Source organism: Bacteroides fragilis NCTC 9343, from assembly GCF_000025985.1.
Classification (GTDB): domain Bacteria; phylum Bacteroidota; class Bacteroidia; order Bacteroidales; family Bacteroidaceae; genus Bacteroides; species Bacteroides fragilis.
Window position 1 is genome coordinate 486,776 of the sequence record NC_003228.3, and the last position, 25,266, is coordinate 512,041.

The window sequence follows — 25,266 nt, forward strand, 5'->3', positions numbered from 1 at the left end:
ATACTTTAGTCCCGTGTTTTTTGAATTTGGCATAAAAGATTTTATTGATATCCTGTTAGTGGCTTTCCTGCTTTATTACACTTATAAGCTGATGAAAGCCTCCGGATCTATTAATGTGTTCACCGGTATCCTGGTGTTTATCCTTATTTGGCTGGTTGTATCGCAGGTGCTCGAGATGAAGCTCCTGGGCTCCATTTTCGACAAATTGGTGAGTGTGGGAGTCTTGGCGCTGATTGTTCTGTTTCAGGATGAGATCAGGCGCTTTTTGCTGACCCTGGGTTCGCACCAGCACGCCAGTGCCTTGGTACGTTTCCTTACCGGCAACAAAAAAGAAAAACTCCAGCATGATGATATCATGCCGATTGTGATGGCTTGCATCAGTATGGGAAAGCAGAAAGTAGGGGCCTTGATTGTTATGGAGCGTAATGTACCGCTTGACGATGTCATTCGTACCGGTGAAATTATCGATGCCAATATTAACCAGCGGCTGATTGAGAACATTTTCTTTAAAAACAGCCCTTTGCATGATGGCGCAATGGTAATCAGTAAAAAACGTATTAAAGCGGCCGGATGTATTCTTCCGGTATCCCACAACCTAGACATACCCAAAGAATTGGGACTTCGCCACCGGGCGGCAATGGGTATATCGCAGGTTTCGGACGCTTTGGCCATCATTGTTTCCGAAGAAACCGGAGCCATCTCTGTGGCATGGCGCGGTCAGTTCTATTTGCGGCAGAGTGCCGAAGAACTGGAAAGCCTGCTGACAAAGGAAAGCTAAATATCACGCTCTCATACAAAAAATGGTTCTTCTTCAAATTTGGTGGTAAATTCTTTATTTCTTTATTTTCAAGTTGATAATTGTCCTTTTTGCCTGCTTTAATAAGAAAAAACAGATATCGGCTGAATAAGATAGCTCAAGTTCCGGAAGTGAATTTACGCTGTCTGAACCGGTATCTTCATTCTTACACCTTTCTTCAATTAACATTGTTAACGTCTTTTGCAGGTTGTCAGGTTCTTGTGCGCAAATAACAAGTCTTTTGCATTTAAAGAACTTGTTATTCACATCCAAAGAACAAGTTTTAACTCAGTGTTAAAACAAAGCTTTTGAGGACAGAAATCTTACTTTTTAAAGATGTTGATTTTCAGATGGTTTAGTCTAAGATTCGCTTCTTCACCTCACGGATGGACTCTTCGGGCGAAAGCCGGGATACTTGCTTTTTTGTCAACTATAAACGAGGGCTTACACTTCCGAAAACTGAATTAGATTCCATGAGTAAAAGAAAACTTACTTTAGTGAAAATGGTCTGAATCTTATTCGGGCCCGCATGTCTGTGCCCAATAGCCCGAGTATGTGGGCCGATGAGCCCCGGTATGCGGGGCGGAGTAGAGATCGTATGAAAAATGGTAATTATCTTGTTCATAAAGGTTTGTGATATGGGGGAAATCAAGTTAATCTCTTCCTTATTTGTGCAGGGGAAAAGGTCTTTGGGAAATTGTGTGAAGAGTAATGAATCAATAGTGTATTTGCATGTGGCTCAGTTGGATAATGTCAGACTGTTATTGATAAGATTTATAGATGAAACTGGAGGTAGAAAAATTATATTTTATTTGCAATCAACTCTTTTTTTGATTTTCTTTGCAAAAGAAAATGATGAACAATGAAATTTATCTATAGTATCTTATTTGCTTTACTTTGGATAGGGGTTACAATTACTTTTGGATCCTATCTTTATCGTATGGGTCTGCCTATTGTAAATGCAAGTGCACAAAAACTCTTGTTGCGTACAATTGATGAAGACTTGGAATGTAGATTCCGAAAATTGAAACCCAATCAGGCGTACGTTACCGGAAAGAAACATACAAAGAATAAGAAAGTAACCCTTACAGATAAGAGCGGGACTCACAATGTACGTCAATTTGCCATTGATACTGTTTATACGGATACATCTTTTGTGCATAGAGTTAAACAATCTTACCTTATAGAGCGAAACTCTATTAATGTGGATTCTCTGAATCAGAAATGGCAGTTGAAACTTCGTATGGATGGAATCTGTGCTAATACCGGAATAAAACTAACAAATTCTCTAAAGAACGGAGAGCGGATATCGGCATCGAGTGGGCTAAATGAACCCGATTGTTTTTTATTAGCCTATAGTACAGGGGTCGGTTATGGTATAAAAATGGATGCTTTTATAAGACCTTTTTGGGCGACCGTTGTTTTAAAAGCGCATTGGAATAATATCTGGACTTGGAACTATGTTCTTTTTTCACTGATCTTTTGTTTGTTTTATGTTCCGGGTGTTCGTCTTTTTCTTGTTCAAGTTTTATCTAAGTTCAGAATAGTAGATAATCATGTTAAATCGTCGCAACCACTTGCTCAACAAAAAGGTGAATTTGTTTGGGAGGTCGATGGACTTACATTTGATTATCTGCAGAGGAGTATCACTTATCATGATCAGACTTGTATACTCCGAAAACAAGTTGCTGAGGTATTGTTGGCATTTCTTAAAGCACCCGGCCATTTGTTGTTGAATGAAGATCTGAAAAAACTATTCTGGAAAGAATTGGATAATGTCGATTCTTTTATGGAACGCAGGAACCGACTGATAACTGATTTACGTACCGATTTAAGGAAAATAGGGGCTAATCTTAGCGTTACCTTGGTAAATGGAGGCTATCAACTCCACTTTAGTTTAGAAAATAGTAAGAAATCAGTGAAAAATCAGTGAGAAATCAGTCTTTCTCACTGGCGGTGGGCGAGATAAGCCATACCTTTGCAATAAAAACATAGAGTATGAAAAACGCAAAAATTACTATTGGACTTATCGGGCTATTGCTAATAGGTCTTGTTTCTGTGAGAAAAGAAGGAAAGGTACAAGAAGCCGGTTTGCTATTGCAAAATGTGGAGGCTTTGGCTACAGGAGAGCCGTTCCCCGATGGAGATATAGCCTGTATCGGTGACGGATCTGTGGACTGTCCGTTCACATATCTGAAAGTTGAAGTAGTATACCGTGAAGAATAATGGGCCGTCCCATTAAAATTATCGGCTATTTATGCTTTCTGATGGCACTTTGCTCATGTAAAGAGACCAAAGAGCAGCAAATATCCCGTTTGATTCACGAATGGGAGGGTAGAACGATTGTCTATCCCGCTGATATGACATTCAGTGTTTTGGGAAAGGACAGTGCCGGTTATTCGTTTCCCCAAAATGAATATACCATAATGACTTACGTGGATTCGGTGGGCTGCACCAGTTGCAAATTGCAACTTCCTACATGGAAATATTTCATTTCTATGGTCGACACAATGGCCAATGGAAAGGTATCTTTTCTCTTTGCTTTCCATCCGAAAAACAAAAAAGAAATCTCTTTTCTATTGAAGAGAGATCGATTCCTTTATCCGGTTTTTATCGATGAAAAGGGAGGTTTTGATGCTTTGAATCATTTCCCTTCGGATGTGAACTTTCAAACTTTCCTTTTGGACAGTCAGAACAAGGTGATTGCGATTGGTAATCCTGTCCATAATAAAAAGGTGCGTGACCTTTATTTGCAAATTATTACCGGACGGCAAACCGGAGTCGCTACCTCTTCCCAAACAAAAGTGGTTTTGGATAAAAACCTCGATGAAATGGGCGATTTTGATTGGAAAACTCCCCAGACTGCTACTTTTAGTTTGCGGAATCTTGGCGATCATCTTCTGATTATCGAGGACATAAATGCTTCGTGTGGCTGTACATCTGTTGCTTACAGCAAGGAGCCTGTGTCTCCGAGGAAGTCTGCCGATATTCAGGTTACTTACCGTGCAGAACATCCCGAACATTTTGAGAAGACCATTACTGTATATTGTAATACTCCCACCTCTCCAATACGTTTGAAGATTCGGGGTAATGCGATTGATGAAGAATACTAATAGTTAACCTTAAAAAATTATGGAGAATGTTAGCCTATGGAAAAAGTTTGATTTAGAAGGCAATTGGATTGCTTTTCCGTGGAAATGATAAGCGGGATAAATAAAATGATAATCAACTAAAATAAAAAAAATGAAAAAGAAAGTTAAAGCAATGATTGCGTTCATAGCAGTGATAGCAGTGTCTTTTATTGGATATAATGTGTATAAAGTACAGAGTACAGAATTATTATCCGATATAGCAATGGCCAATGTAGAAGCATTAGCTAACACTGGTGAAGGCGGTAGTTCAACAACATATTGTTGTGGTAATTACGGTGATTGTATGAAGGTTATGTTACCTAATGGTACCACGACTGTCATCAAGGGAATTAGATTAAATTCTCCATGTATTAATTAGAACAAACGGTTGCACAATACATTTGTCTTTAATTTGTATCCACAAAATACTAATTATAAAATTAAAGAATAGATGTATGCAATAGTTTAGAAAGAGAAAAGCTTCATGTCGTAATGGAATATATCGATTCGATATATTCCATTATAAAAAAACATTTAATAATATTGAATCATGATCAAACGACCGTATTTAAGCTTCACCCTACTCCTCTTGTTATCTATGTGTATCTTGGAGGGATGCGAAAAAGAGAAATCCCATACAGTTCTGGAATTGTTTTCTGAATCCCAATCTCTGTCTCCAAAGAAGGACTTTTATGTTAATGAAGATTCTATAGCAATAATAGAGGGATTAAGTTGTGACGGAAAGAATCTCATAGTTAATGACTATCACTCGGGATGTTGCTATACGCTGTTTGACAAAAAATCAGGTGAATATATCGCTCGTTTTGGGACTATCGGACAGGGGCCGGCTGAACTGCCTTCACCCTGTTATGGCTACTTAACGGAAAGCGATTTCACTGTTTTTGATGACCAAACACGCATTGTGATGAAATACAGTCTTGACTCTTTACGCAACAGTCGCAAGAAGGATGGTTCGCCGGTACGTCTGGCGCAATATAAAATTCCGGAGGCACAGATTTCAAAGCTCATAGCGATAGACGATACGACTTTTTTGTGTGCCGGGACATATAAATCCCGTTACCAATATCTGTTATTTAACAAAAATGACAGTGTGCTGGATTACGGTGTGGATGTGTATAATGCTGCGGATAGCGCTTTTCAAACATACACCAGATATCTTTCTAATCAAGGAAATTTAGTAATGAACCCTGAGAAACATACATTTGCCGGTTCAATTAACTTCTCGTCCAACATAGACTTTTTTGAAATAGTAAACAATAAAATTGAGTTGATAAAATCGTTGAGGTTGGGAGATCCAATCAATAAACCCGTTAATGAAGAAGGTATTTATTATGTCGATCTAACAGAAAATACTCAGACGGGTTATATAGATCTTAGCGCTACCTCTAAGTATGTTTATGCTTTGTATTCTGATAAAAAAATGTACGAAAATAACCGAAAATCAGATACCGTATTGGTTTTTGACTGGGATGGTAATCCGATTAAAAAATATTCGTTAGATACTGATGCTTATTATATTGCAGTGGATAGTACCCAACAGAGTTTGTTTGCTGCTGTGAAAAATAGTTCAAGTGGATGGAAAATAATATGTTATGCGCTAGATTAATGATTCACACCATATATGGATTTAGTCTTCCTGCCGATATATTTCCATTTGTTTTCACAGATAGTGAAGAAAGTACTTCTTTTGTCGTTTTATGAGTGGTGAAAGATTCGTTATATCGCTATCGGTTAAAAAAAATAGGAGGAAGAAGAGAATTGTATGTTTGGTTATGGCGGTATTTACTGGTTATAATTTTTATATTATGAAAAATTTCAGTTTAATTGTAGTGGGAATATTGTTTATATATTGTGTTTCATCTTGTCGGAAACAGGTTGATAAGGGATTTGAAATGACCGTTGATCTGTCTATTTCTAATCCATATCTGCCGATGTCTGTATTGGTGGACACCATTGAGTCTGTCAGGCTGCAATTACCTTCTCCTTATTTTTGGGGTATGGTCGATAATGTAATTTCAAAAGATTCTTGTTATTACATTTCGGATAGAAAGCAAGAAATGGCATTTCGATTTAGCAAGAATGGTACTTTTTTGAATGCGATTGGTCAGCGGGGTGAGGGACCGGGAGAGTATAGAGAGATGGACTCTTTTTTCGTGGGAAAGGATTGTGTTTATGTCTGTGATATGAGTAAACGGACTATTTATTCTTACAGTTTTGATGGAAAATTTCTTCATTCGTTGAGCTTCCCTTATTCTCTTGTTTTCAATGATGTTGTTGAGTTGCCGGATGGCCGTTTTCTCTGCCATCGTCCTTCTCAGTCTGAAAACTGTAAAGGGCTTTGGATTCTGGATCAGAAAGGGAGAAGAGTGAAGAACTTATTAGAATATGAAAAAGGGACTCCTTGCAAGAACTCCTATTGGAATACACTGTGTGCTCAAGAGGATGGAACTATAAAAATCTATAATCCGGTAGATGGAAGCTATTATCAATATGATGCTGTGAATGATACGGTGGTAAGAACCATGAGGCAGAAGTCTAATTTGCCTATGTTGGCGGATTTTCACTGCTCGGACCGGGAATTGTACGAAACGAAAGAGGAGTGCACATACAGTCTTTTTACAGTGGATGGAAAGAATCTTGTTTTCTCTCTTTGGTCTTTTAATTCACCCAATAAGGGAATGTGGTCTGTCTATTTTAAGAAGGATGGGCGGATAGAGCAAGGAAATTTGACCAAGATGGATATTCCTGGATATTCGGAAATGGGACGTCCGGTTTCATCTAATATCCCTAATACATTTGTGACAGTTTATACAGATGAATTCCCGGATGATGCATTTCCGTCCGCTTATCAGCAACAGGAGATAAATGAGCAAACTGCGATACTTAGCCTTTTGAGGTTAAAATGAGTATTAGGGGTATGAGAAGGGATGATTGTCTGTTAGTAAGTTAGCGAAATAGAACCAAGATGGGAACCAATGAAAAGGTTAAACTTAAAAATCAATAAAGAGATACCGGAAGAAGAATTCAAACGCTTTCTAAATAGAATGCTAAACTTGATTCTCTCCTCTGGATAGTGCAGTCTCATGTATTGATGTATGTGTATAGACATTGATTGACGAAGGGCTGATTCCTTTATCCGACTTTTATCGATGAAATGGGCGATTTTGATTGGAAAACTCCCCAGACCGCTACTTTTAGTTTGCGGAATCTTGGCAATCATCTTCTGATTATCGAGGACATAAATACTTCGTGTGGGTGTACATCTTGCTTATAGCAAGGAGCCTGTGTCTTCGGGGAAATCTGCCGATATTCAGGTTACTTACCGTGCAGAGCATCCCGAACATTTTGAGAAGACCATTACTGTATATTGTAATACTTCCACCTCTCCAATACGTTTGAAGATTCGGGGTAATGCAGTTGATAAAGAAAACTAATAGTTAATCTTAAAAATTATGGAGAACGTTAGCCTATGGAAAAAGTTTGCTTTAGAAGGCAATTGGGTTGCTTTTCCGTGGAAATGATAAGCGGAATAAATAAAAAGATAATCAACTAAAGTAAGAAAATAAAATGAAAACAAGAATGAAAATTACGATTGCGTTCGTCGCAGTGATGGTTCTGTCGTTTACTGGTTATAATGTGTATAAAACACAAAAAGCAATCCAGTTGTCAGATGTAGCTATGGCAAATGTAGAAGCATTGGCTGATGGCGAAGGAACTAATGCCGGCTATTGTTATTTGGAAGATACTTGGAGTACAAAAAGAGGTTATAAATATTTTTGCGATAGTAAAACTGATAAAAATACAATCTATCCATGTCCATCTTCAATGGAGTCTGGGTGGTATGATGATAATAAGCAGGATCGGTGTACTAAATAAAGTTGGTCTTTAGTTAGATAATTATCTCAAAAGTAGATATTGGTTTCTTGCTTCCCTATAAATTTCGTTCAAATAGAGGCACGAGAAAATCACATCTATTTTTGAGATAAAAAAACAGTTGGAAGAGCTACTGATTTATTTTGTTTCAAATAATAATCACAATATAAACTAAATTAAAAATATGCATATCATTAAAGTGATATTTAGTCTTGCACTAATATTGAATATTTGCGTTAGTTGTCATGAAAATGATGACACCGCATACTTCAATGGTAAAATTCAAACGATTGAAGATAGTATCAAAGACACGAAGAAAGCTACATTGAAAATACTTCCATTGGATGGAGCGAATTTTGGATGGCTATCCACATACGACTCACTGATGTTTTTTATGAATCCTAAATTACCGGATCGCTTTTATAATATATTTAATATAGACACCGGAAAAGAAATAGGCACTTTTTGTTATAGAGGAAGTGGTCCTGGGGAAGTTGCCGCTTTGGGTCCGATTTTTCATTTCTTTAAAGAAAAAGGGGATCTGAAAACTCTACTGTTCGCTCCTAATGAAGAGAAGCTATTTATCTGGAATATAACTCAGTCGATCAAGCGGGACACCACTGTTATGGATAAGCAAATCTCCTATCCCTGGAGAGAGGAGAATGGAGGTGCTCCATACTATTTGATGTTTCTGAAGGATGAAAATACATTAATTACAGAGTTACAGTCGTTCCCGCTTAATGATAAAGAAGCTACTTTGCCCGCTTATCAAAAACGGACACTTGACACGAATAAGTTGCTGAAGAGCTTTTCAAGCTATAAGAAGTCGATAAGGAATGATGAAGCTTCCATTCTGCCGGAGTCTTTTTTCTACTCGAATGATGCCATTAAACCGGATGGAACTAAAGTGGTGCAAGCTATGGTTCATCTTGCGCAATTGAATATTCTGGATCTTGAAACAGGTCATGTGAGCGGCTATCGTTTGGAAGGTGAACCGGACTTTTCTGTTTTTAAAAGTGATGAAAAAATAAAGTCGTATTTTACAAGGGTTCAGGCAGATGACAATTACATATATGCAGTATATTGGGGAAAAGAGCGTTGGGAACGTTTTGAGACTCCACACATGAATATCATTCATGTATATGATTGGGATGGGAATCTGGTACAAAAAATAGAGACGGATTATAGCATTGGGCAGATGTGGATAGATCCTATCCGAAATAGATTATATGTGACAAATCCCCAAATAGATGACGTGCTTTATTTAGACCTGGATGATTTCTTGGTTCCTAACACAGGCTTATGAATTCATCAACTAAAATAATAGGATTGCCTCCGATGTCAAATTCAATCCTAAAACATGAATATTTTAGAAAGAATAAGTCTGAATAGAAAATAAGCATTTGTTTTAACTATGAAATATGTATTGTTTATCCTGTTAGTTTTAACTTTGGCAGCTTGTCAATCGGAGAAAGATAGGCGGTTGGAATATGCTTTGGAATTTGCCGGCGATAATCGCGTGGAGCTTGAAAAGGTATTAGAACATTATAGAACTGATCCGGAAAAATTGGAGGCAGCTCGTTTTTTAATTCGTAATATGCCGGGATGGTATTCTTATGAAGGAAATGAACTTGATTCTATTCACCATTTATTAGTTGGGGTTTGTGAAGGGCGTTCTATATCTAAAAGGGAGAAGAATAAATGGAACAGAATTTCCTTTGACTCTCTCTCCAAGATATATGACGCCCAAGTGATAACAGCGGAATATTTGATAGATAATATAGACCTGGCTTTTGAAGTTTGGAGGAAATATCCTTGGAATAGAAATTTGCCGTTCGATGATTTTTGCGAACTGATATTACCTTACAGAATAGCCGATGAACCTTTATCGGATTGGCGTAAATTGTATTATGAAGATTATGGAACTCTACTCGATTCTCTTTATAAGGGGGATGATGTTATTGAAGCTTCTAAGATCATTGACGGGAAACTGAGAAAGCTGTATTACATCTACAATACTGATTTTCGGGTACCTCACTTGAATGCTGTTTTTCTTTATCATAACCGGATTGGTTATTGTCGTGAAGCATGCGACCTGACAATATATGCTATGCGTGCTTGTGGTATTCCTGTTGCGACCGACTATTTTGTTTATTCACCCGATTATCAACATTATCATTGTTGGACGATGTTGCGTGACACAACGGGAACTTTTCTTCAATTCGGATTTAATGAGTTTGAAGCGTCACGTGATACCTTACGGCATGACGGAAGGAAAAAGGGGAAGGTGTATCGCTATTGTTTCGGTATGCAGGCGGATAAAAACTCCGGAACTTCGGGAAACAGGCAATTATCTCCTGTGCTTAAGAATCGATTTGTGAAAGATGTGACATCTGAATATTTTGGAAGTAATGATACGACAATACCGATACAAATGTCTGGAGAGCAATATATCTACTTAGGGATATTTAGTCCCGGCGGATGGATTCCTATAGATATGGCACTTGGTAGTGCTGGTAAGGTTACTTTCCGGGATATAGAACCCGATGTGATTTATCAGACTCTTTATCAGGGAGATGGGGGAAAACTGTATCCGGCAGGATATCCGTTTATATCTAAAACGGGGGGTGGGTTTGTTTTGCTGAAACCCAATATCGATTTGATGGAGGAAGCTATATTAAAGCGGAAAATGCCTCAGCAAAAGACGATTGCGGAATGGGCTTATCGAGCTATCATAGGGGCAAAAGTTGAAGCAGCTGATGATTTGGCATTTATGCAGGCGGATCTGTTATGGCAATTTGAGGATACGCTTACCACTAATTATTGTGTGTTGACTCCGCTTCTAAGAAAGAAGTATAGATATGTTCGTTATGTTGCTCCGATAGGGAAAAGAATGGAGTTGGCGGAACTGGCACTGTTTAAGGATTCATTATGTAAGGAGAAGGTTCGGTTGGGGAGAATAAACAGTATAGAACCGATTGCAAAATTAGAGTATGTTACAGATGGTAATATACTGACTTATTTTCAGGCACGTGATACATCTTGTTATCTGGCCTATGATTTGGGGGAAAGTACGCTGATCGAAAGAATTGTTTTTTCTCCGCGTAACGATGATAATTACATTTGGCCCGGGGATAATTATGAGTTATTCTATCAGGACGGAATAAATGGATGGAAGTCGTTAGGCAGCAAGGTGGCTACAGAAAGAGAAATTGATTTTCTGGTGCCACAAAATGCTCTGCTATGGTTGAGGAATCGCACAAAGGGACGCGAAGAGCAGGTCTTTATTTATAAAAATGGAAGACAATATTTTGCATTTGATTTATAACAACTTACCGGATTAAGACAATTGTTCTTCCGAAAAAGTATATATTTGTGTGTCAGACTTTAACTGGGAGAGTACTATGAGGCCGTTTTTTATTTTATTAAGTGTTAGATTTTGTGTATAAGGGGAATGCCTATTCTCTATTTTATTCAAAAACGAATGATGAAGTGCCGGTTGTAGACATAAAGGGTTGCCAGTTGGAAAATAAAAATTCTTTTGGATTCTGGGGTGCTATCGGGGTTGAAGGAGAAGCGCTGGTAAATGCAGTAGAGGCTTCTTGGGTTAAAGCGGAAGTTGGTCGTCTGAACCCAGTTGTAGTGGAGAAATTGGGTTTAAATAAATGGAATAGTATCCAGGAATCTGACAATCCGGTATTGGCATTTTATAGATTTAAATAATTTGAAACGTGATAGGACTGTAAAGTACTAAAGATTGTGGAGGCAAATGTATGAAGAGCTTTGAAATTTGTAACTGGTTGCTACATTGTATGTACTAATAAGATGAATAGTTATAAGTTGTGATTACTTGTGAAGTAGAAGGTGGCTAATGTGAAACAACATTTGATAACGGTTCTATTGTCTAAATATGAATAATTTTACAAAAGAAGTTATGGATAAAGTGAGTATCGTGCTATTATTGGTATTAATTTGTGGATGTTCTTCGATGAATCAGAAGATGAATGATGGAATTGAAAGAATACCAATAGATGTGCATAATGTGTCTCGAGATGCTTCATTATTTATCGATAAAATAGAACTTGTACCTTTAGAGACAAATGATTCATCCTTATTACATAAATATAGAAAAGTCATGTATGATAAAGAAACGGATGTTTATGCTGTTTATACTCGTGAGCAAGTCATATTTACATTCTCGGGTAATGGGGCTTTTATTAGTAATTCGAAAAAAATGCAAGGGCAGGGACCTGATGAATATCATATGGCAATAGACGTAAAATTTAATCCTTATTTACAAGGACTTGATTTGTTAAATCCCTATGGTACAATATATACATATAGTTTGGATTTTAAACTTTTAGCAAAGAGAAAAATAAAGCCGGAATTTCCGATTGATCATCTTATAGCTTTCAATACTGAAGAATATATTTTTACTTATCCTTCTTTATGGACAGATCAAGAGGTAGCATTTGCTAATTTGAGAACACAGCAGATATATAATGCTAACTATAACGGTACGATATCCAGTGGGAATTCGATGGATAAGGAATGCTTTTATAAAATAGGAGATAATTTTTATTTTATTCCTCCCGGCATTAATTATTATTTCTATCGGATAGATACTAAAGAGATGAAATTTACTCCGATGATATACCTTGATTTTGGTGATTCGGAGATAAAGGAAGAGGGGTTACCGGGGCGTGCGGCGGGTAAAAGAACTGATTTAGATGAAGAGAGGTTGAGGGTTGTAAAAGAAATGCAGGATAGATCTCAATTTTTGAAGCATTCTAACAATCACTTTGTTCCCTTAATTAAATTTTTTAATGAAGACTATGTTTATGTCTATTTTGTAAAGTCTACTCAAGGTTTCGGAAGTAACTTTATTTATAATCGGAAAACGAAAGAGAGTTTTTTGACTAATGAAGGGAAGCCTTTTATTATGAATTGTTGTTTCGCTATAGTCGATAATATATTGCTTTCCATACATCAACCTGAATATGTGTCCAGACTCGTTGATCAGCGCTTCATGTCTTCGGAAGAAATACGTAAGATGGAGCAAATTAAGGAAGATGATAATCCTGTTATTATAAAATATTATTTGAAAAGATAAATGCAGCTTGTTGGGCTATATTCTTAAATGAAAAAGAACGGAAAACTCTAATTCATCATCAAGCTCATATACGGCTGCATTTCACCCAGTATCTTTTCCGATAATTCGGCAATGGTCATTCGGGTATGTACTCCGGGCAAGCGGACTTCACTGGTCATACATTTTCCTTTGCAGAGATAGTAATAACCGTTATTGACCGAAAGCTGTTCGTCAGTCAGTTCGATATTCATTTCCACTTCGGGACAACCTGCTGCATAGAGTTGAAGAACTGCCCGGGCATCAATGATGCGTGCCATTCCTAATGGGACACTTGGCAGGGATTCTACAGGGGGAAGTTGAAGAATAATCCGTTCAGTGCCGTTTCTTAGTCCGGCCCGGTAGAGTAATTGTGCCCGGACAGCCTCATTGTCAGCAAACAACTCGTTGATATACGAGCTATCATCGTGTTTATAGACAACAGCTATACCCGTTACTCGATTATCCTTCCGGGCAATGAGAACGGTATTTTGTGTCAAGGCAAGATCGGCAAGGACTACTTTAAAATCTGTAGGCGTATGTTGTAAACAACAGGCACGTTCGGATAGCTTGCCGGTCAGGTATTGATAATAATCTTCTTGATATTCCGTCGTTTCTTCAATCATGGTATCCGGTTCCGGACCAATGGTCAACTCTGAAAGTGAGAAGACTTTGTGGGAGATACGGAAAGCGGGAGTATAGCCTGTTTTGGCGTAATAACCGAATAGCCAGGGTTCGGCAGGAATCAATGTACTAAACAGAACACCGTTACGGAGCATGCGGGCAAAACTCTGTGATAATAACTCCCGCATCACTCCTTTCGCACGGTAATCGGGATGCGTACACGCACCGGAGATATACGAAGTAGGTACTATTTTATTGCAGAATGTCATTGGATAAGGGAGCATTTGGAGCGCAGCAATCACTTCTTCGCCACTTTGAATGGCTAAGTTGACTTCGTTATTGTAACGAAGCCGGAAGTAAAGTTCGATGAATGCCTCGCTATCATCGAAACAAAGTTTCCATAATGATTTTACCTGCTCCTTTATCATTGGATTATGCTACCATTTTATCATTTCTACAGGCTGCTCTTTCAGGCAAGCCATATATTTCTCCAAAATAGTTTCCGGGTGGTACGAAAGCTTGGCTTTGCGTAACCCTTCTATTCCTAAATCTTCTTCTCTGTTGATGTAAATATATTGTTCGGGGATGTGATTGGCAAATTCGTAATTGATCATGGCATAAGCGCCATCGATGCTGGTATCTGCTTTTTCTACATGTACACCGAAAGTTTCTTTATTGATCGGCATGCCGAAAGTGAAGGCTACAATCTGTCCATTGACGTGCAGGATACCTCCCGTCAGTCCTAACTCTTCGAAATGATTGAGGGCGTAGATCAGGGCACGTCGCTCGTTTCCGGTCCCTTCCTGTTGGTCGCAGTCATTGGCTTTGCACCATTTGGCTTCTAACTCCAGGCATTCCTGTATTCGGTCTTTGGTAATCGGAGAATACTCATAGTCAGGATATGTATTGCGGAATTTGTTAATGTGATTCCGTTTGGACTGGAATTTTTTTCCTTTCAGTGTTGCGAGATCACTACGTAAATAAATATAATCGGCATAATCACGGTCAACCGTAAAGCCAAACTGACCGGGCATAATGGCCTCGAGATCTTCGCGCATACATGAGCAGACTCCCAACATGCAGAAAGGTTCACCCTCCTGTCGGGCATCTTCAATCAGTTCGTTCAGTACTTCTTCAAGATTGCCTTCACCAACCGGCATCATATAGGCCAATTCATCGCCGGCCCAGAATTTGAAAACCAGAAAGTTATTGATAATGGCAAACTTGGTGTGATACAAGAACCGCCAACTGCATAAGTTGGAAAAAGAGAGGTCGCAGTTGCGACGGCAACTATTCATCGTGTAGGCTGTGATGGTATCCTTGTCTTGGATCGTTATATCTCTGAATGCGATCATAAAGTTGTTATTTCCTTTTTAACTGTTTATATATAACAAAGATAAAGCTATTTTGTTAGAGAATTCCTAATAATCGCAGAATAGTTGGGGTCAACAATGCAGTAAAAATACCGTTGAGGGTTAAACCGAGGCTTGCATAGGCACCGTATTTACTGCTGATATCCATGGCTGTTGAGGTGCCGACGGCATGAGCGGCCGTACCCATCGAAAGTCCTTGCGCGATAGGGCTGCCTACATGCATGATCTTCATCGTTTTGAAACCTAATACTGCACCCAGTAAACCCACACAAACAACTACTGCTGCTGTCAGAGACGGGATTCCACCCAATGTCTTGGTTACCTCCATTGCAATCGGAGTGGTGACTGATTTGGGAGCAAGTGACAGGATGACTTCCTGTGAGGCTCCCATAAGCTTAGCTATCAGTACGACTGAAATAACGCCTACGATGCAGCCGGCCAATTGGGACAGAATGATAGGAAGCAGCTGCTTCTTAATCGTTTCGAGTTGCAGGTATAGAGGAACTCCAAGAGCTACGACTGCGGGCTTTAGCCAGAATTCAATCAAGTGTCCGCCCTGATTGTAAGTTTCGAAGGAGATATTTGTCAGTTTAAGGAAAATGATGATGACTGCAATAGTCAACAAGATGGGATTGAGTAGGAGTATTCCTGTCTTTTTTTGTAAAAGCTTGGCAAAGAAGTAAATCCCGAAAGTGATTGCCAGCAGGAAGAATTCATTTTCTAAATAATTCATTTGAGTTTACGTGTTAATTGATGGACCCATCCGGTGATGACAAGCACAAGAAGGGTACTGACTAGAGTAGCTATCACAATCGGCCAGAACTGTGCCGCAATGATGTCGAAATATAACATCAGGGCTACTCCCGGAGGAATAAAGAAAAAACCAAGATTAGCAACTAGAAAGTCGGACATTCCCTGCACCCAATGCAATTTGATCCAACCTAATTTCAAAAAGAGGGTGAGCAGCAACATCCCGATGATGCTGGACGGGAGCTTAATCCCCGTGAGATAAACAATCAATTCACCCAAAGCCAAACAGCCAAATAAAATGGCACACTGACGTATCATACTATTACCTATTGATTTTTGAAAACGTTGCAAAGTTATGAAAAATAGAGTTAGGGTAGCAACTAATAAGGCACGAAGATTCTTATTTAACAGTGGGGAATTACAAAAAAATAAAGAAAAAGTAAACGAAATGGATTACTTTATATATTTTTGCAAAGTGAAAAACGAATATACATAACGAATATTAACCACTAAAAACAGAATTGATATGAAAAAGAGTTTGTTAATCAGTGTTTTCGCAACACTCGCAATGATGATTTCTTTAAATGCACTTGCACAAGAAAAAGCGACAGGTAAGGCTTATAAAGCTATTCAGAAAGATGAAAAAGTAATCAACAAAGATTTGCAGAAAAAAGCCATTAAAGAAGCACGCAAACAAGCGAAGGAACTGACGAAAGAAGGATTCAAGACTCCGGTAGGAAAGTTACCGTTGGACAAACAACTGGAGAATTCATGGGAAAAACAGATGGAAATTGATATGAATGGCAATCCATACTGGTATATTGCCACATCAAGAGTGATTGGTGGAAACCAGTCGGCTGCAGCTATGCAGGCTACCAACACGGCCAAGATTGATATCGCCGGACAGGTTCAGACAAAGGTTACACAGTTGATCGAATCGAAAGTAGCCAATGACGATATGGGGCAGGAGGAAGCTGCCAGTCTGTCGAGCGCAGTAGCTGCCGGTAAGAGTATTATCAGTGGAACGCTGGGACGTACTATTCCTTTGGTTGAAGTATATAGAACGTTGCCTAACAAAAATGTAGAGGTAATGGTAACCATCGGTTATAGCCTGGAAGCTGCAAACAAAGTAGCTGTCAAAGCACTTAGCGAAGAATTGGCTAAAAAATCACCGGAATTGGCAAAGGAACTGGATAAACTCGCTCAGTAAGTTTTAATATAAATAGGCAAACTGAATGAACGTAAACAGGCTATTAGGAATTTTAGCTATACTTTTACTGACTGCCGCCAACGCTCTTTATGCACAGAAACCCGTGAAGGTGAAAGGCGTACAGGGGCGTTGGCAGGTTAGCGATGACATCACATTGAAGCAGGCGGAAGAGAGGGCTTTCATGGAAGCGAAGAAAGCTGCTCTGCAGAAAGCGGGTGTGATGGAAAATGTGTGGTCGGTATTTGGCCAGATCACCCAGGAAGACGGCCAGGAGCTTCATGAAGCTTATTCGCAAATGAATGTGCTGGCTATCGGGGGAATGGTGAATGTTACTAATAAAAAAGTTGAAGAGGTTTGGGACACGGATACCCGTAGCCTGTATAAGGTAGTGACCATTGACGCCGAGGTTCGGAAAGAGGACAAGTCGGATAGTTCGTATGCCCTTGAGGTGAAAGGAGTGGAAACACTCTATCGTGAAGGGGATGTGTTTCACTGTAAGCTGACTATACATGGTACGGATTCATACTTGAAGTTTTTCTGGTTCGACAGTAATGGGGGGGCTCTGCTTTATCCTAACAGTTATGAACCGAATACATTGTTGAAAGCCGGTAAAGAATATGCGATCCCTTTTAGTAATGCTGTCGACTATCGTATGGAGAAGCAGCATGGTAAGGAAAGCGAGAAGATAAATATGATGATGGTGGCTACCAAGGAAGATATCCCATTTACTAAAGAAGTCACTTATCAGAATGTATTGGAGTGGGTGTACTCTATCCCGGCGGTTCAGCGTTGTGCTTTTTATGATATGGTATTGATAAAATAGTGATTCCCGAATCACTGACCGTTAATCATTAATCACTTATTATGATGAAAACGAAACATTACTTTTCTTTCGTTTTTGCTTCACTTTTTCTGATACCGTCCGTTATCACAGCACAGGACGTGAACTATCAGAAGGAGTTTGATACTTTTCAAGAGAAACAGCAAAAAGAATATAAAGAATTTAAGAATAAAGCAGACGAAGAGTTTGCCACTTTCCTGAAGGAAGCGTGGCAAAAGTATAATGCCTCTATGGAGGATTCGATGCCCACTCGGCCGGAACCGGTGAAACCGACACTTTTTGATAAAAAAAAGCCGGTTCCTGCTCCGGTAGAGATTAAGCCGGCGGTGCCTAAGATACCCATAGCCGATAAACCGGGTGTAGGAGGCGAAGTGAATGTGGAAGTCAAGAAGCAGGATCTGCCGGTAGTGGCTGATAAACCGGCTCCGGGTGTTTATGTTCCGGGCAAACCTTATACCCCTGTAAAGGTAGATATCCCAGCTCCGTTGCCCGGAAGTTCAGCGCATCGCAATGCGATTGAGTTTTATGGAACACGGTTTGAAGTGGCTACAGACGTGATTGACGGTTTTGAATTGGGTGGAACAAGCGAAAGTAAAGTGGCAGGTGCCTGGAGTCGTTTGTGTAAAGCCGATCATGAACAGTTGATTAACGATTGTATTCGTTTAAAGAAGGAGCATCAGATGAACGACTGGGCATTTTTAATGTTCATCAAGCAGTTGGGAGTGCAGGTGTGTGGTGTTGCCAAAAAAGACGATGTAGCTTTTCTGCAGATGTTCATCCTCAATAAATGTGGATATAAGGTGCGTTTGTCCAAGATAAACGATAAATTAAAATTATTGGTGGCTCCGGCAGGAACTATTTTCGGCATACCTTATATTACCTTCAAAGGTGTGAAGTACTATGTCTTTGAGGCGGATAAAGATGGGTCAATGGCTGTTTATACATATAGTCAGGATTTTGCCAATGCGAAGAATCTGGTATGTATGGATCTGAGCGCCGTGCCTCAATTCGGCATGCAGGAGTTTAGCAAGACAGTGTCTCCATCCGAAAAATCTCTCCTTAAAGTCAATACGGCAGTCAATAAGAATCTGATGGATTTCTATAAGGACTATCCGCAATGTGAAGTTGCTGTTTACTACAAAACCCCTATGAGCAAGGAGTTGAAGAGTGCTCTTTACCCGCCTTTGCAGGCGGCAATAAAGGGGAAATCGGAGAAAGATGCTGCGAATATCCTGATTGATTTTGTGCAGAATTCATTCCAATATCAGACGGATGGTGAACAATTTGGGTATGAAAAGCCTTTCTTCATGGACGAAAATTTTTATTATCCGGCTTGTGATTGTGAGGATCGAGCCATCCTGTTTTCTAACTTGGTGAAAGATTTGTTGGGACTGGATGCTGTGTTGCTCGACTATCCGAATCATATCGCTTCGGCTGTACGGTTCAACGAAGATATTTCGGGTGACTACATCCTGTTGGATGGTAAAAAATATCTTATTTGTGATCCGACTTATATCGGTGCTCCGATAGGAATGTGTATGGACCGTTTCAAGAGTGTACCCCCGGAAATAATCCGCTAGTGTTAAATATTATAATAATTGCAAGTTCGGGGTAAAAAATACCCCGAATTGCAATGTTGATATTGCAATATTGTGTACTTTTGCGGCGTGAAATAACACACCCTACTGAATTTATATACAATATTAAATATCTATGCTTAATTTAATTAACTCTATCGTTGCGCGTGCGCAAGCAAATCGTCAGCGCATTGTCCTTCCCGAAGGTACGGAAGAACGTACTTTAAAAGCTGCTAACCAGATTTTGACAGATGAAGTTGCAGATTTGATTCTTTTGGGTAACCCGGAAGAAATTAATGCAGCTGCTGCCAAATGGGGACTCGGAAATATTAATAGGGCTACTATTATAGATCCTGAGAACCATCCGAAGAAAGAAGAATATGCGCAGTTATTGTGCGAGCTTCGTAAGAAAAAAGGTATGACTATCGAAGAAGCCCGTAAGTTGGTGCTCGATCCGTTGTACTTGGGTTGTCTGATCATTAAAAGTGGCGATGCTGACGGTCAGTTGGCAGGTGCCCGCAACACTACGGGTGATGTACTTCGTCCGGCACTTCAGATTATTAAGACTTCTCCGGGAATTACATGCGTTTCGGGTGCTATGTTGTTGTTGACACATGCTCCGGAATGTGGTCAGAATGGTTTGCTGGTGATGGGTGACGTAGCCGTAACTCCGGTTCCGGATGCTTCGCAGTTGGCACAGATCGCTGTTTGTACTGCACGTACGGCACAGGCTGTAGCAGGAATTGCTGAACCGAAAGTGGCAATGCTTAGTTTCTCTACTAAAGGTTCGGCAAAACATGAGAACGTGGATAAGGTGGTAGAGGCATTGAAATTAGCTAAAGAAATGGCACCGGATTTGAATATCGACGGTGAAATGCAGGCAGACGCTGCATTAGTGCCTTCGGTAGGTGCAAGCAAAGCTCCGGGGTCTCCGGTTGCCGGCGAGGCTAATGTACTGATTGTTCCTAGTTTGGAAGTTGGTAACATTTCTTATAAACTGGTTCAGCGCTTGGGGCATGCCGATGCGGTAGGACCGATTCTTCAAGGTATTGCACGTCCGGTGAACGACCTTTCACGCGGATGCTCTATTGAAGACGTATACAGAATGATTGCAATCACAGCTAATCAGGCGATTGCTGCAAAGAATGGTAAATAATTAAATCGAAAATCAGATATGAAAGTTTTAGTATTGAACTGTGGTAGTTCATCTATCAAATACAAGCTGTTCGATATGGACAGCAAAGAAGTGATTGCCCAGGGTGGTATCGAAAAGATCGGTTTGAAAGATTCATTCCTGAAATTGACTTTGCCGAATGGTGAAAAGAAAATTTTGGAGAAGGATATCCCCGAACATACCGTAGGTGTGGAATTTATCTTGAATACACTGGTAAGTCCCGAATATGGTGCTATCCAATCACTCGAAGAAATCAATGCCGTAGGTCATCGTATGGTGCACGGAGGTGAACGCTTCAGTAAATCAGTACTGCTGACTAAGGAAGTGCTTGAGGCTTTTGCTGCCTGCAATGATCTGGCACCTCTCCACAATCCTGCTAACCTAAAAGGAGTTGACGCCATTACAGCTATTCTGCCGAATGTTCCGCAAATCGGTGTATTCGATACTGCATTCCACCAGACTATGCCGGAGCATGCATATCTGTATGCTATTCCTTACGAATTGTACAAGAAGTATGGTGTGCGCCGTTATGGTTTCCACGGAACTTCTCACCGTTATGTTTCTCAGCGCGTATGCGAATACCTGGGAATTAAACCGGAAGGTTTGAAACTGATTACTTGCCATATCGGTAATGGTGGTTCGATTGCTGCTATCAAAGATGGTAAGTGTATCGATACTTCTATGGGACTGACACCGTTGGAAGGATTGATGATGGGTACTCGTTCCGGTGATATCGATGCCGGAGCTGTTACATTCATCATGGATAAAGAGGGCCTGACTACTACGGGTATCTCTAACCTGCTGAATAAGAAAAGTGGTGTAGCCGGTATGATGAACGGCTCAAGTGATATGCGTGACTTGGAAGCTGCCGTTGCCAAAGGTGATCCGCAGGCTATCCTGACTGAACAGATGTACTTCTATCGCATTAAGAAATATATTGGTGCGTATGCCGCTGCTTTGGGTGGGGTCGATGTTATTCTGTTCACAGGTGGTGTTGGTGAAAATCAGGCGACTTGCCGTGCCGGTGTTTGTGAAGGACTGGAATTCCTGGGTGTGAAACTCGATCCGGAAAAGAACAAGGTTCGTGGTGAAGAGGCTATTATCTCAACTGATGATTCAAGAGTGAAGGTAGTAGTGATCCCGACTGATGAAGAATTGCTGATTGCTTCTGATACAATGGCTATCTTGGATAAATAAAGGTTGATAAGTAATTATAGATAAAAAGCCGGAGGCGGAGATCTACTCTCTGTTTTCCGGCTTTTTTATATGAGGCAGGTTAGAGATGGCAGTTTGGGTTGAAGGGTAATTGATGCTCGGTGATCTATTTAACAGAATATTCATATCTCTTTCTCCTTTTCTTCTTTTTAAAATTTTTATCTTTGCTATCACTAACTCGAATAAACTTAAAATAGTACAAGAATGAAACGACTTTTTTATTTCTTTCTTTTTGTCTGTGTGGCAGTTATAGCCAATGCTCAGGCAAAATATGTTTTCTATTTCATTGGTGATGGAATGGGTGTCAATCAAGTGAATGGTACGGAAATGTATCGTGCCGAAATCCAGAAGGGCCGCATTGGTGTAGAGCCTTTGCTTTTTACACAGTTCCCGGTGGGGACAATGGCTACTACTTTCTCTGCCACTAATTCCGTGACTGATTCTTCGGCTGCGGGAACTGCTCTTTCCACCGGCGAAAAGACTTATAATGGTTCCATTGGGATGGATGATCAGAAGAATCCTTTGCAGACAGTTGCCGAGAAAGCAAAGAAAGCCGGTAAAAGGGTGGGAGTTACTACCAGTGTCAGTGTCGATCATGCTACTCCTGCTGCTTTCTACGCACATCAGCCGGATCGGAATATGTATTATGAAATAGCTACCGATCTTCCTAAAGCAGGTTTTGATTTTTATGCCGGTGCCGGTTTCCTGAAACCAACCACTACTTATGATAAGAAAGAAGCTCCGAGCATTTTCCCGATGTTTGAAGAAGCCGGTTACACCATTGCTCGTGGGTATAACGATTATAAAGCCAAAGCTGCTGCGGCAGGTAAGATGATATTGATTCAAGAAGAAGGTGCCGATACGGGCTCTTTGCCTTATGCTATCGATAGTAAAGAAGGAGACCTGACTCTGGCACAGATTACAGAAAGCGCCATTGACTTTTTGACTAAAGGCAAAAACAAAGGTTTCTTTCTGATGGTAGAAGGGGGTAAGATAGACTGGGCTTGTCACGGGAATGATGCCGCTACGGTGTTCCACGAAGTGGCGGATATGGATAATGCCATCAAAGTTGCTTATGAGTTTTACAAGAAACACCCGAAAGAAACTTTGATTGTGGTAACTGCCGACCATGAAACAGGAGGTATCGCATTGGGAACCGGAAAGTATGCCTTGAATCTCAAAGCACTTGAGAACCAGAAAGCATCTGCCGAAGTACTCTCTAAAAAGATCAGTGATTTGCGCAAAGCTAAGAACAATCATGTAGCTTGGGAAGACATTAAGAATCTGCTGTCCGAAGAGATGGGCTTCTGGTCTGTACTTCCTATCACCTGGGCGCAAGAGAAGAAACTGCGTGACGAATATGAAAAGTCATTTGTAAGAAATAAAGTGGAATTTGCCGAAAGTATGTATGCCAAGACTGAGCCGATGGCTGCTAAAGCCAAAGAAGTGATGGATCAAATCGCTATGGTAGGCTGGACAAGCGGCGGACATTCTGCAGGATATGTGCCGGTATTTGCTATCGGTGCCGGTTCCGATCTGTTCATCGGTAAAATGGATAATACGGAGATACCGAAACGCATCGCAAAAGCCGGTGGGTATAAATAACCCGTTAATTTATCCTCAATATTCTCTATCTTTCAAAGAATTTCTTTAGCTTTGTCTTATGAATTTTCAAAGAAATACAGATATGACTAAGTTTGAAATAGAAGAAAAGATAGTAGATATGCTCAAAACCGTATTCGATCCCGAAATTCCGGTAAACGTATACGATCTGGGACTGATTTACAAAATAGATGTTTCCGAGGATGGAGAAGTATCTATTGATATGACCTTGACTGCTCCTAACTGTCCTGCGGCAGATTTCATTATGGAAGATGTACGTCAGAAAGTAGAGTCGATTGACGGGGTAAACTCTGCCACAATCAATCTGGTTTTTGAGCCGGAGTGGGATAAAGATATGATGAGCGAAGAGGCTAAGTTGGAATTGGGCTTTTTGTAACCATTGTCAGTTTACCTCTATTCTTAAACGATCCATTCTTACAGTATGAAAAACGTATATTTCCTTTCTGATGCCCACTTGGGGTCACGTGCCATAGAGCATGGACGTACGCAGGAGCGGCGCCTGGTCAATTTTCTCGACAGCATTAAGCACAAAGCTGCCGCAGTATATCTGCTGGGCGATATGTTCGACTTTTGGTATGAGTTCCGTTTGGTTGTTCCCAAAGGTTATACCCGTTTTTTAGGGAAACTCTCCGAACTGACTGATATGGGAGTAGAGGTGCATTTCTTTACGGGAAATCATGATATCTGGTGCGGCGACTATCTGACTAAGGAGTGTGGGGTGACGATTCATCGTGAACCGGTTACCACTGAGATTTATGGAAAAGAGTTCTACCTGGCACATGGTGACGGGCTGGGAGATCCGGATAAAAAGTTCAAGTTGCTACGTACTATGTTCCATAGTCGTACGTTACAGACTTTGTTCTCTGCGATTCATCCCCGATGGAGCATTGACTTGGGATTGAATTGGGCCAAACACAGCCGGCTGAAGCGTGAGGGTGGAAAAGAACCGGATTATATGGGAGAAAATAAAGAGTTTTTGGTGCTTTATACCAAGGAATACTTGAAAAGTCATCCTAATATTAACTTCTTTATTTACGGTCATCGCCATATCGAACTTGACCTGATGTTGAGTGCTACGGCGCGAATACTTATCTTGGGGGACTGGATCAACTTCTTCTCTTATGCTGTGTTCGATGGTGAGAACCTGTTTCTTGAGAACTATATCGAAGGAGAAACCCAACTTTAACTTTTCCGGATTCCAATCGTTATGCCGGGTCAGATAAGCCCTTCGTCAGCAAAACTATAAAAGCAACCGTCGCAGACAATGACATGATCCACCAAGGTGATGTTCATCGTTTGCGACGCTTTTTGTATGGCGCCCGTCAGGCGTTTGTCCTCTTGGCTGGGCTTCGCATGGCCCGATGGGTGATTATGAATCAGGGCTATTTGTGTGGCACGTCCTATCAGTGCTTCTCGTAAGATGGTGCGTACATCGGCATAAGTTCCGTCAATGCCTCCTGTACTGATACGTAATTTGTTGATTACTTTACATGCTTGGTTCAGAAGCAGAATCCAGAACTCTTCTTGCGGCAGATCACACATCAGTGGATGGAACAGCTTGTAGATGTCCTCTGAACATCTGATCTGTTCCCGTTCTTTGCTTTCCTGCAGTTTACGCCGCTTGCCTAGTTCCAGAGCGGCCATGATGGTGAGGCTTTTGGCCGGTCCCATGCCTTTGAATGAAGAAAAGTTCCGTACTTCCCATTTCCCCAGTTCATTCAGGTTGTTGTCGCAAGTGGCAAGTATTCTTCTCATCAGTTCAACGGCACTCTCTTCCGTATTGCCCGAACCTATCAGGATGCCCAATAGTTCAGCGTCGCTCAATGCTTCGGAACCTTTTGTCATCATTTTTTCGCGTGGCCGATCGGCTTTGGACCACTGCTTGATGTTTAGTTTCTGTTTGTTCATGATTTAATGTGTTTTGCGGGAT

The 25,266-nt window shown here is 40.4% G+C and carries 27 protein-coding genes and 1 pseudogene; 22 read left to right on the forward strand and 6 right to left on the reverse strand.

The window, feature by feature from the left end:
* Positions 1-13: 13 nt before the first annotated feature.
* Entirely contained in the window at positions 14-778 is a 765-nt protein-coding gene (gene cdaA / locus BF9343_RS01860) for a diadenylate cyclase CdaA (protein ID WP_005779023.1), read from the forward strand.
* Between the two features lie 54 nt (positions 779-832).
* Here cdaA and BF9343_RS23860 read toward each other — a convergent pair whose 3' ends face one another.
* Positions 833-1,063 carry a hypothetical protein gene (locus tag BF9343_RS23860; RefSeq protein WP_032539019.1) on the reverse strand — a complete coding sequence of 77 codons (231 nt, stop codon included), beginning with the start codon at positions 1,061-1,063 and terminating at the stop codon, positions 833-835.
* A gap of 371 nt (positions 1,064-1,434) precedes the next feature.
* On the opposite strand from BF9343_RS23860, the gene BF9343_RS01870 reads away from it, so the two are divergent.
* The 13 genes and pseudogenes from BF9343_RS01870 to BF9343_RS01930 all read left to right on the forward strand — a co-directional run bounded on the left by BF9343_RS01870 (position 1,435) and on the right by BF9343_RS01930 (position 12,934).
* Positions 1,435-1,662 carry a hypothetical protein gene (locus tag BF9343_RS01870; RefSeq protein ID WP_032575431.1) on the forward strand — a complete coding sequence of 76 codons (228 nt, stop codon included), beginning with the start codon at positions 1,435-1,437 and terminating at the stop codon, positions 1,660-1,662.
* The gene (locus BF9343_RS01875; protein WP_010992027.1) at positions 1,659-2,729 is read left to right on the forward strand and encodes a response regulator transcription factor; all 1,071 of its coding nucleotides are present in this window, start codon (positions 1,659-1,661) and stop codon (positions 2,727-2,729) included. The genes BF9343_RS01870 and BF9343_RS01875 overlap by 4 nt, the downstream gene beginning before the upstream one ends.
* Before the next feature lie 65 nt (positions 2,730-2,794).
* Positions 2,795-3,022 (forward strand): NVEALA domain-containing protein, encoded by a 228-nt coding sequence (locus tag BF9343_RS01880; protein WP_010992028.1) that lies wholly within the window; start codon positions 2,795-2,797, stop codon positions 3,020-3,022.
* Positions 3,022-3,909, forward strand: coding sequence for a DUF1573 domain-containing protein (locus tag BF9343_RS01885; RefSeq protein ID WP_010992029.1), 888 nt, complete (start codon positions 3,022-3,024; stop codon positions 3,907-3,909). The genes BF9343_RS01880 and BF9343_RS01885 overlap by 1 nt, the downstream gene beginning before the upstream one ends.
* 130 nt (positions 3,910-4,039) lie before the next feature.
* Positions 4,040-4,306 carry an NVEALA domain-containing protein gene (locus tag BF9343_RS01890; protein WP_010992030.1) on the forward strand — a complete coding sequence of 89 codons (267 nt, stop codon included), beginning with the start codon at positions 4,040-4,042 and terminating at the stop codon, positions 4,304-4,306.
* A gap of 171 nt (positions 4,307-4,477) precedes the next feature.
* Entirely contained in the window at positions 4,478-5,554 is a 1,077-nt protein-coding gene (locus tag BF9343_RS01895; protein ID WP_010992031.1) for a BF3164 family lipoprotein, read from the forward strand.
* 199 nt (positions 5,555-5,753) lie between these two features.
* Positions 5,754-6,854 carry a BF3164 family lipoprotein gene (locus tag BF9343_RS01900; RefSeq protein ID WP_077687798.1) on the forward strand — a complete coding sequence of 367 codons (1,101 nt, stop codon included), beginning with the start codon at positions 5,754-5,756 and terminating at the stop codon, positions 6,852-6,854.
* Positions 6,855-7,093: 239 nt separating this feature from the next.
* Positions 7,094-7,382: pseudogene (locus BF9343_RS01905) on the forward strand (DUF1573 domain-containing protein); the annotation flags it as partial.
* Positions 7,383-7,515: 133 nt separating this feature from the next.
* Complete coding sequence (locus BF9343_RS21565) at positions 7,516-7,824, forward strand: NVEALA domain-containing protein (RefSeq protein WP_010992033.1); 309 nt, start codon at positions 7,516-7,518, stop codon at positions 7,822-7,824.
* Positions 7,825-8,005: 181 nt separating this feature from the next.
* Positions 8,006-9,127 carry a BF3164 family lipoprotein gene (locus BF9343_RS01915; RefSeq protein ID WP_010992034.1) on the forward strand — a complete coding sequence of 374 codons (1,122 nt, stop codon included), beginning with the start codon at positions 8,006-8,008 and terminating at the stop codon, positions 9,125-9,127.
* A gap of 108 nt (positions 9,128-9,235) precedes the next feature.
* Positions 9,236-11,149, forward strand: a complete 1,914-nt coding sequence (locus tag BF9343_RS01920; protein WP_010992035.1) for a hypothetical protein — start codon at positions 9,236-9,238, stop codon at positions 11,147-11,149.
* A 194-nt stretch (positions 11,150-11,343) separates the two neighbouring features.
* Positions 11,344-11,544, forward strand: coding sequence for a hypothetical protein (locus BF9343_RS01925; RefSeq protein WP_224223185.1), 201 nt, complete (start codon positions 11,344-11,346; stop codon positions 11,542-11,544).
* A gap of 211 nt (positions 11,545-11,755) precedes the next feature.
* Positions 11,756-12,934 (forward strand): 6-bladed beta-propeller, encoded by a 1,179-nt coding sequence (locus BF9343_RS01930; protein ID WP_053873509.1) that lies wholly within the window; start codon positions 11,756-11,758, stop codon positions 12,932-12,934.
* 47 nt (positions 12,935-12,981) lie between these two features.
* On the opposite strand, the gene BF9343_RS01935 is transcribed toward BF9343_RS01930, so the two are convergent.
* The 4 genes from BF9343_RS01935 to BF9343_RS01950 are packed head-to-tail and all read right to left on the reverse strand — an operon-like array spanning position 12,982 to position 16,014.
* Positions 12,982-14,001 carry a GNAT family N-acetyltransferase gene (locus tag BF9343_RS01935; protein WP_010992038.1) on the reverse strand — a complete coding sequence of 340 codons (1,020 nt, stop codon included), beginning with the start codon at positions 13,999-14,001 and terminating at the stop codon, positions 12,982-12,984.
* A 9-nt stretch (positions 14,002-14,010) separates the two neighbouring features.
* A complete protein-coding gene (locus BF9343_RS01940; protein WP_005784309.1) occupies positions 14,011-14,928 on the reverse strand; it encodes a DUF2156 domain-containing protein in 918 nt (305 codons plus the stop codon).
* Between the two features lie 55 nt (positions 14,929-14,983).
* Positions 14,984-15,679: an LrgB family protein gene (locus tag BF9343_RS01945; RefSeq protein ID WP_005784312.1), complete on the reverse strand. Its 696-nt coding sequence runs from the start codon at positions 15,677-15,679 to the stop codon at positions 14,984-14,986.
* Positions 15,676-16,014: a CidA/LrgA family protein gene (locus tag BF9343_RS01950; RefSeq protein WP_005784314.1), complete on the reverse strand. Its 339-nt coding sequence runs from the start codon at positions 16,012-16,014 to the stop codon at positions 15,676-15,678. Before BF9343_RS01950 ends, BF9343_RS01945 begins: the two co-directional genes overlap by 4 nt.
* A 208-nt stretch (positions 16,015-16,222) precedes the next feature.
* On the opposite strand from BF9343_RS01950, the gene BF9343_RS01955 reads away from it, so the two are divergent.
* The 8 genes from BF9343_RS01955 (at position 16,223) to BF9343_RS01990 (ending at position 24,522) form a co-directional block, all read left to right on the forward strand.
* Positions 16,223-16,906, forward strand: a complete 684-nt coding sequence (locus tag BF9343_RS01955) for a hypothetical protein (protein WP_005784319.1) — start codon at positions 16,223-16,225, stop codon at positions 16,904-16,906.
* 25 nt (positions 16,907-16,931) lie between these two features.
* Positions 16,932-17,729 carry a DUF4384 domain-containing protein gene (locus tag BF9343_RS01960; protein WP_005813560.1) on the forward strand — a complete coding sequence of 266 codons (798 nt, stop codon included), beginning with the start codon at positions 16,932-16,934 and terminating at the stop codon, positions 17,727-17,729.
* Between the two features lie 44 nt (positions 17,730-17,773).
* Positions 17,774-19,327: a hypothetical protein gene (locus tag BF9343_RS01965; RefSeq protein WP_172579067.1), complete on the forward strand. Its 1,554-nt coding sequence runs from the start codon at positions 17,774-17,776 to the stop codon at positions 19,325-19,327.
* Between the two features lie 133 nt (positions 19,328-19,460).
* Entirely contained in the window at positions 19,461-20,480 is a 1,020-nt protein-coding gene (gene pta / locus BF9343_RS01970) for a phosphate acetyltransferase (RefSeq protein ID WP_005796541.1), read from the forward strand.
* 18 nt (positions 20,481-20,498) lie between these two features.
* The gene (locus BF9343_RS01975) at positions 20,499-21,695 is read left to right on the forward strand and encodes an acetate kinase (RefSeq protein ID WP_005784326.1); all 1,197 of its coding nucleotides are present in this window, start codon (positions 20,499-20,501) and stop codon (positions 21,693-21,695) included.
* Between the two features lie 222 nt (positions 21,696-21,917).
* On the forward strand, positions 21,918-23,318 hold the full coding sequence (locus BF9343_RS01980) for an alkaline phosphatase (RefSeq protein ID WP_010992040.1): 1,401 nt from the start codon (positions 21,918-21,920) through the stop codon (positions 23,316-23,318).
* 82 nt (positions 23,319-23,400) lie between these two features.
* Positions 23,401-23,712, forward strand: coding sequence for a metal-sulfur cluster assembly factor (locus BF9343_RS01985; protein WP_005784330.1), 312 nt, complete (start codon positions 23,401-23,403; stop codon positions 23,710-23,712).
* 45 nt (positions 23,713-23,757) lie between these two features.
* Complete coding sequence (locus BF9343_RS01990; protein WP_005784332.1) at positions 23,758-24,522, forward strand: UDP-2,3-diacylglucosamine diphosphatase; 765 nt, start codon at positions 23,758-23,760, stop codon at positions 24,520-24,522.
* A 29-nt stretch (positions 24,523-24,551) separates the two neighbouring features.
* Here BF9343_RS01990 and radC read toward each other — a convergent pair whose 3' ends face one another.
* Positions 24,552-25,244, reverse strand: a complete 693-nt coding sequence (gene radC / locus BF9343_RS01995; RefSeq protein ID WP_008769305.1) for a RadC family protein — start codon at positions 25,242-25,244, stop codon at positions 24,552-24,554.
* Between the last annotated feature and the right edge of the window lie 22 nt (positions 25,245-25,266).

Bases quoted from the DNA above. Each gene is read 5' to 3' on its own strand.
- BF9343_RS01885 (WP_010992029.1), top strand. From the start codon at position 3,022: ATGGGCCGTCCCATTAAAATTATCGGCTATTTATGCTTTCTGATGGCA.
- BF9343_RS01875 (WP_010992027.1), top strand. From the start codon at position 1,659: ATGAAATTTATCTATAGTATCTTATTTGCTTTACTTTGGATAGGGGTT.
- BF9343_RS01985 (WP_005784330.1), top strand. From the start codon at position 23,401: ATGACTAAGTTTGAAATAGAAGAAAAGATAGTAGATATGCTCAAAACC.
- BF9343_RS01975 (WP_005784326.1), top strand. From the start codon at position 20,499: ATGAAAGTTTTAGTATTGAACTGTGGTAGTTCATCTATCAAATACAAG.
- BF9343_RS01870 (WP_032575431.1), top strand. From the start codon at position 1,435: ATGGGGGAAATCAAGTTAATCTCTTCCTTATTTGTGCAGGGGAAAAGG.
- BF9343_RS01940 (WP_005784309.1), bottom strand. From the start codon at position 14,928: ATGATCGCATTCAGAGATATAACGATCCAAGACAAGGATACCATCACA.
- BF9343_RS21565 (WP_010992033.1), top strand. From the start codon at position 7,516: ATGAAAACAAGAATGAAAATTACGATTGCGTTCGTCGCAGTGATGGTT.
- BF9343_RS01960 (WP_005813560.1), top strand. From the start codon at position 16,932: ATGAACGTAAACAGGCTATTAGGAATTTTAGCTATACTTTTACTGACT.
- pta (WP_005796541.1), top strand. From the start codon at position 19,461: ATGCTTAATTTAATTAACTCTATCGTTGCGCGTGCGCAAGCAAATCGT.
- BF9343_RS01990 (WP_005784332.1), top strand. From the start codon at position 23,758: ATGAAAAACGTATATTTCCTTTCTGATGCCCACTTGGGGTCACGTGCC.
- BF9343_RS01895 (WP_010992031.1), top strand. From the start codon at position 4,478: ATGATCAAACGACCGTATTTAAGCTTCACCCTACTCCTCTTGTTATCT.
- BF9343_RS01945 (WP_005784312.1), bottom strand. From the start codon at position 15,679: ATGAATTATTTAGAAAATGAATTCTTCCTGCTGGCAATCACTTTCGGG.
- BF9343_RS01880 (WP_010992028.1), top strand. From the start codon at position 2,795: ATGAAAAACGCAAAAATTACTATTGGACTTATCGGGCTATTGCTAATA.
- BF9343_RS01930 (WP_053873509.1), top strand. From the start codon at position 11,756: ATGGATAAAGTGAGTATCGTGCTATTATTGGTATTAATTTGTGGATGT.
- BF9343_RS01950 (WP_005784314.1), bottom strand. From the start codon at position 16,014: ATGATACGTCAGTGTGCCATTTTATTTGGCTGTTTGGCTTTGGGTGAA.
- BF9343_RS01915 (WP_010992034.1), top strand. From the start codon at position 8,006: ATGCATATCATTAAAGTGATATTTAGTCTTGCACTAATATTGAATATT.
- BF9343_RS01900 (WP_077687798.1), top strand. From the start codon at position 5,754: ATGAAAAATTTCAGTTTAATTGTAGTGGGAATATTGTTTATATATTGT.
- BF9343_RS01955 (WP_005784319.1), top strand. From the start codon at position 16,223: ATGAAAAAGAGTTTGTTAATCAGTGTTTTCGCAACACTCGCAATGATG.
- BF9343_RS01980 (WP_010992040.1), top strand. From the start codon at position 21,918: ATGAAACGACTTTTTTATTTCTTTCTTTTTGTCTGTGTGGCAGTTATA.
- BF9343_RS01965 (WP_172579067.1), top strand. From the start codon at position 17,774: ATGAAAACGAAACATTACTTTTCTTTCGTTTTTGCTTCACTTTTTCTG.
- BF9343_RS01935 (WP_010992038.1), bottom strand. From the start codon at position 14,001: ATGATAAAGGAGCAGGTAAAATCATTATGGAAACTTTGTTTCGATGAT.
- BF9343_RS01890 (WP_010992030.1), top strand. From the start codon at position 4,040: ATGAAAAAGAAAGTTAAAGCAATGATTGCGTTCATAGCAGTGATAGCA.
- BF9343_RS01920 (WP_010992035.1), top strand. From the start codon at position 9,236: ATGAAATATGTATTGTTTATCCTGTTAGTTTTAACTTTGGCAGCTTGT.
- radC (WP_008769305.1), bottom strand. From the start codon at position 25,244: ATGAACAAACAGAAACTAAACATCAAGCAGTGGTCCAAAGCCGATCGG.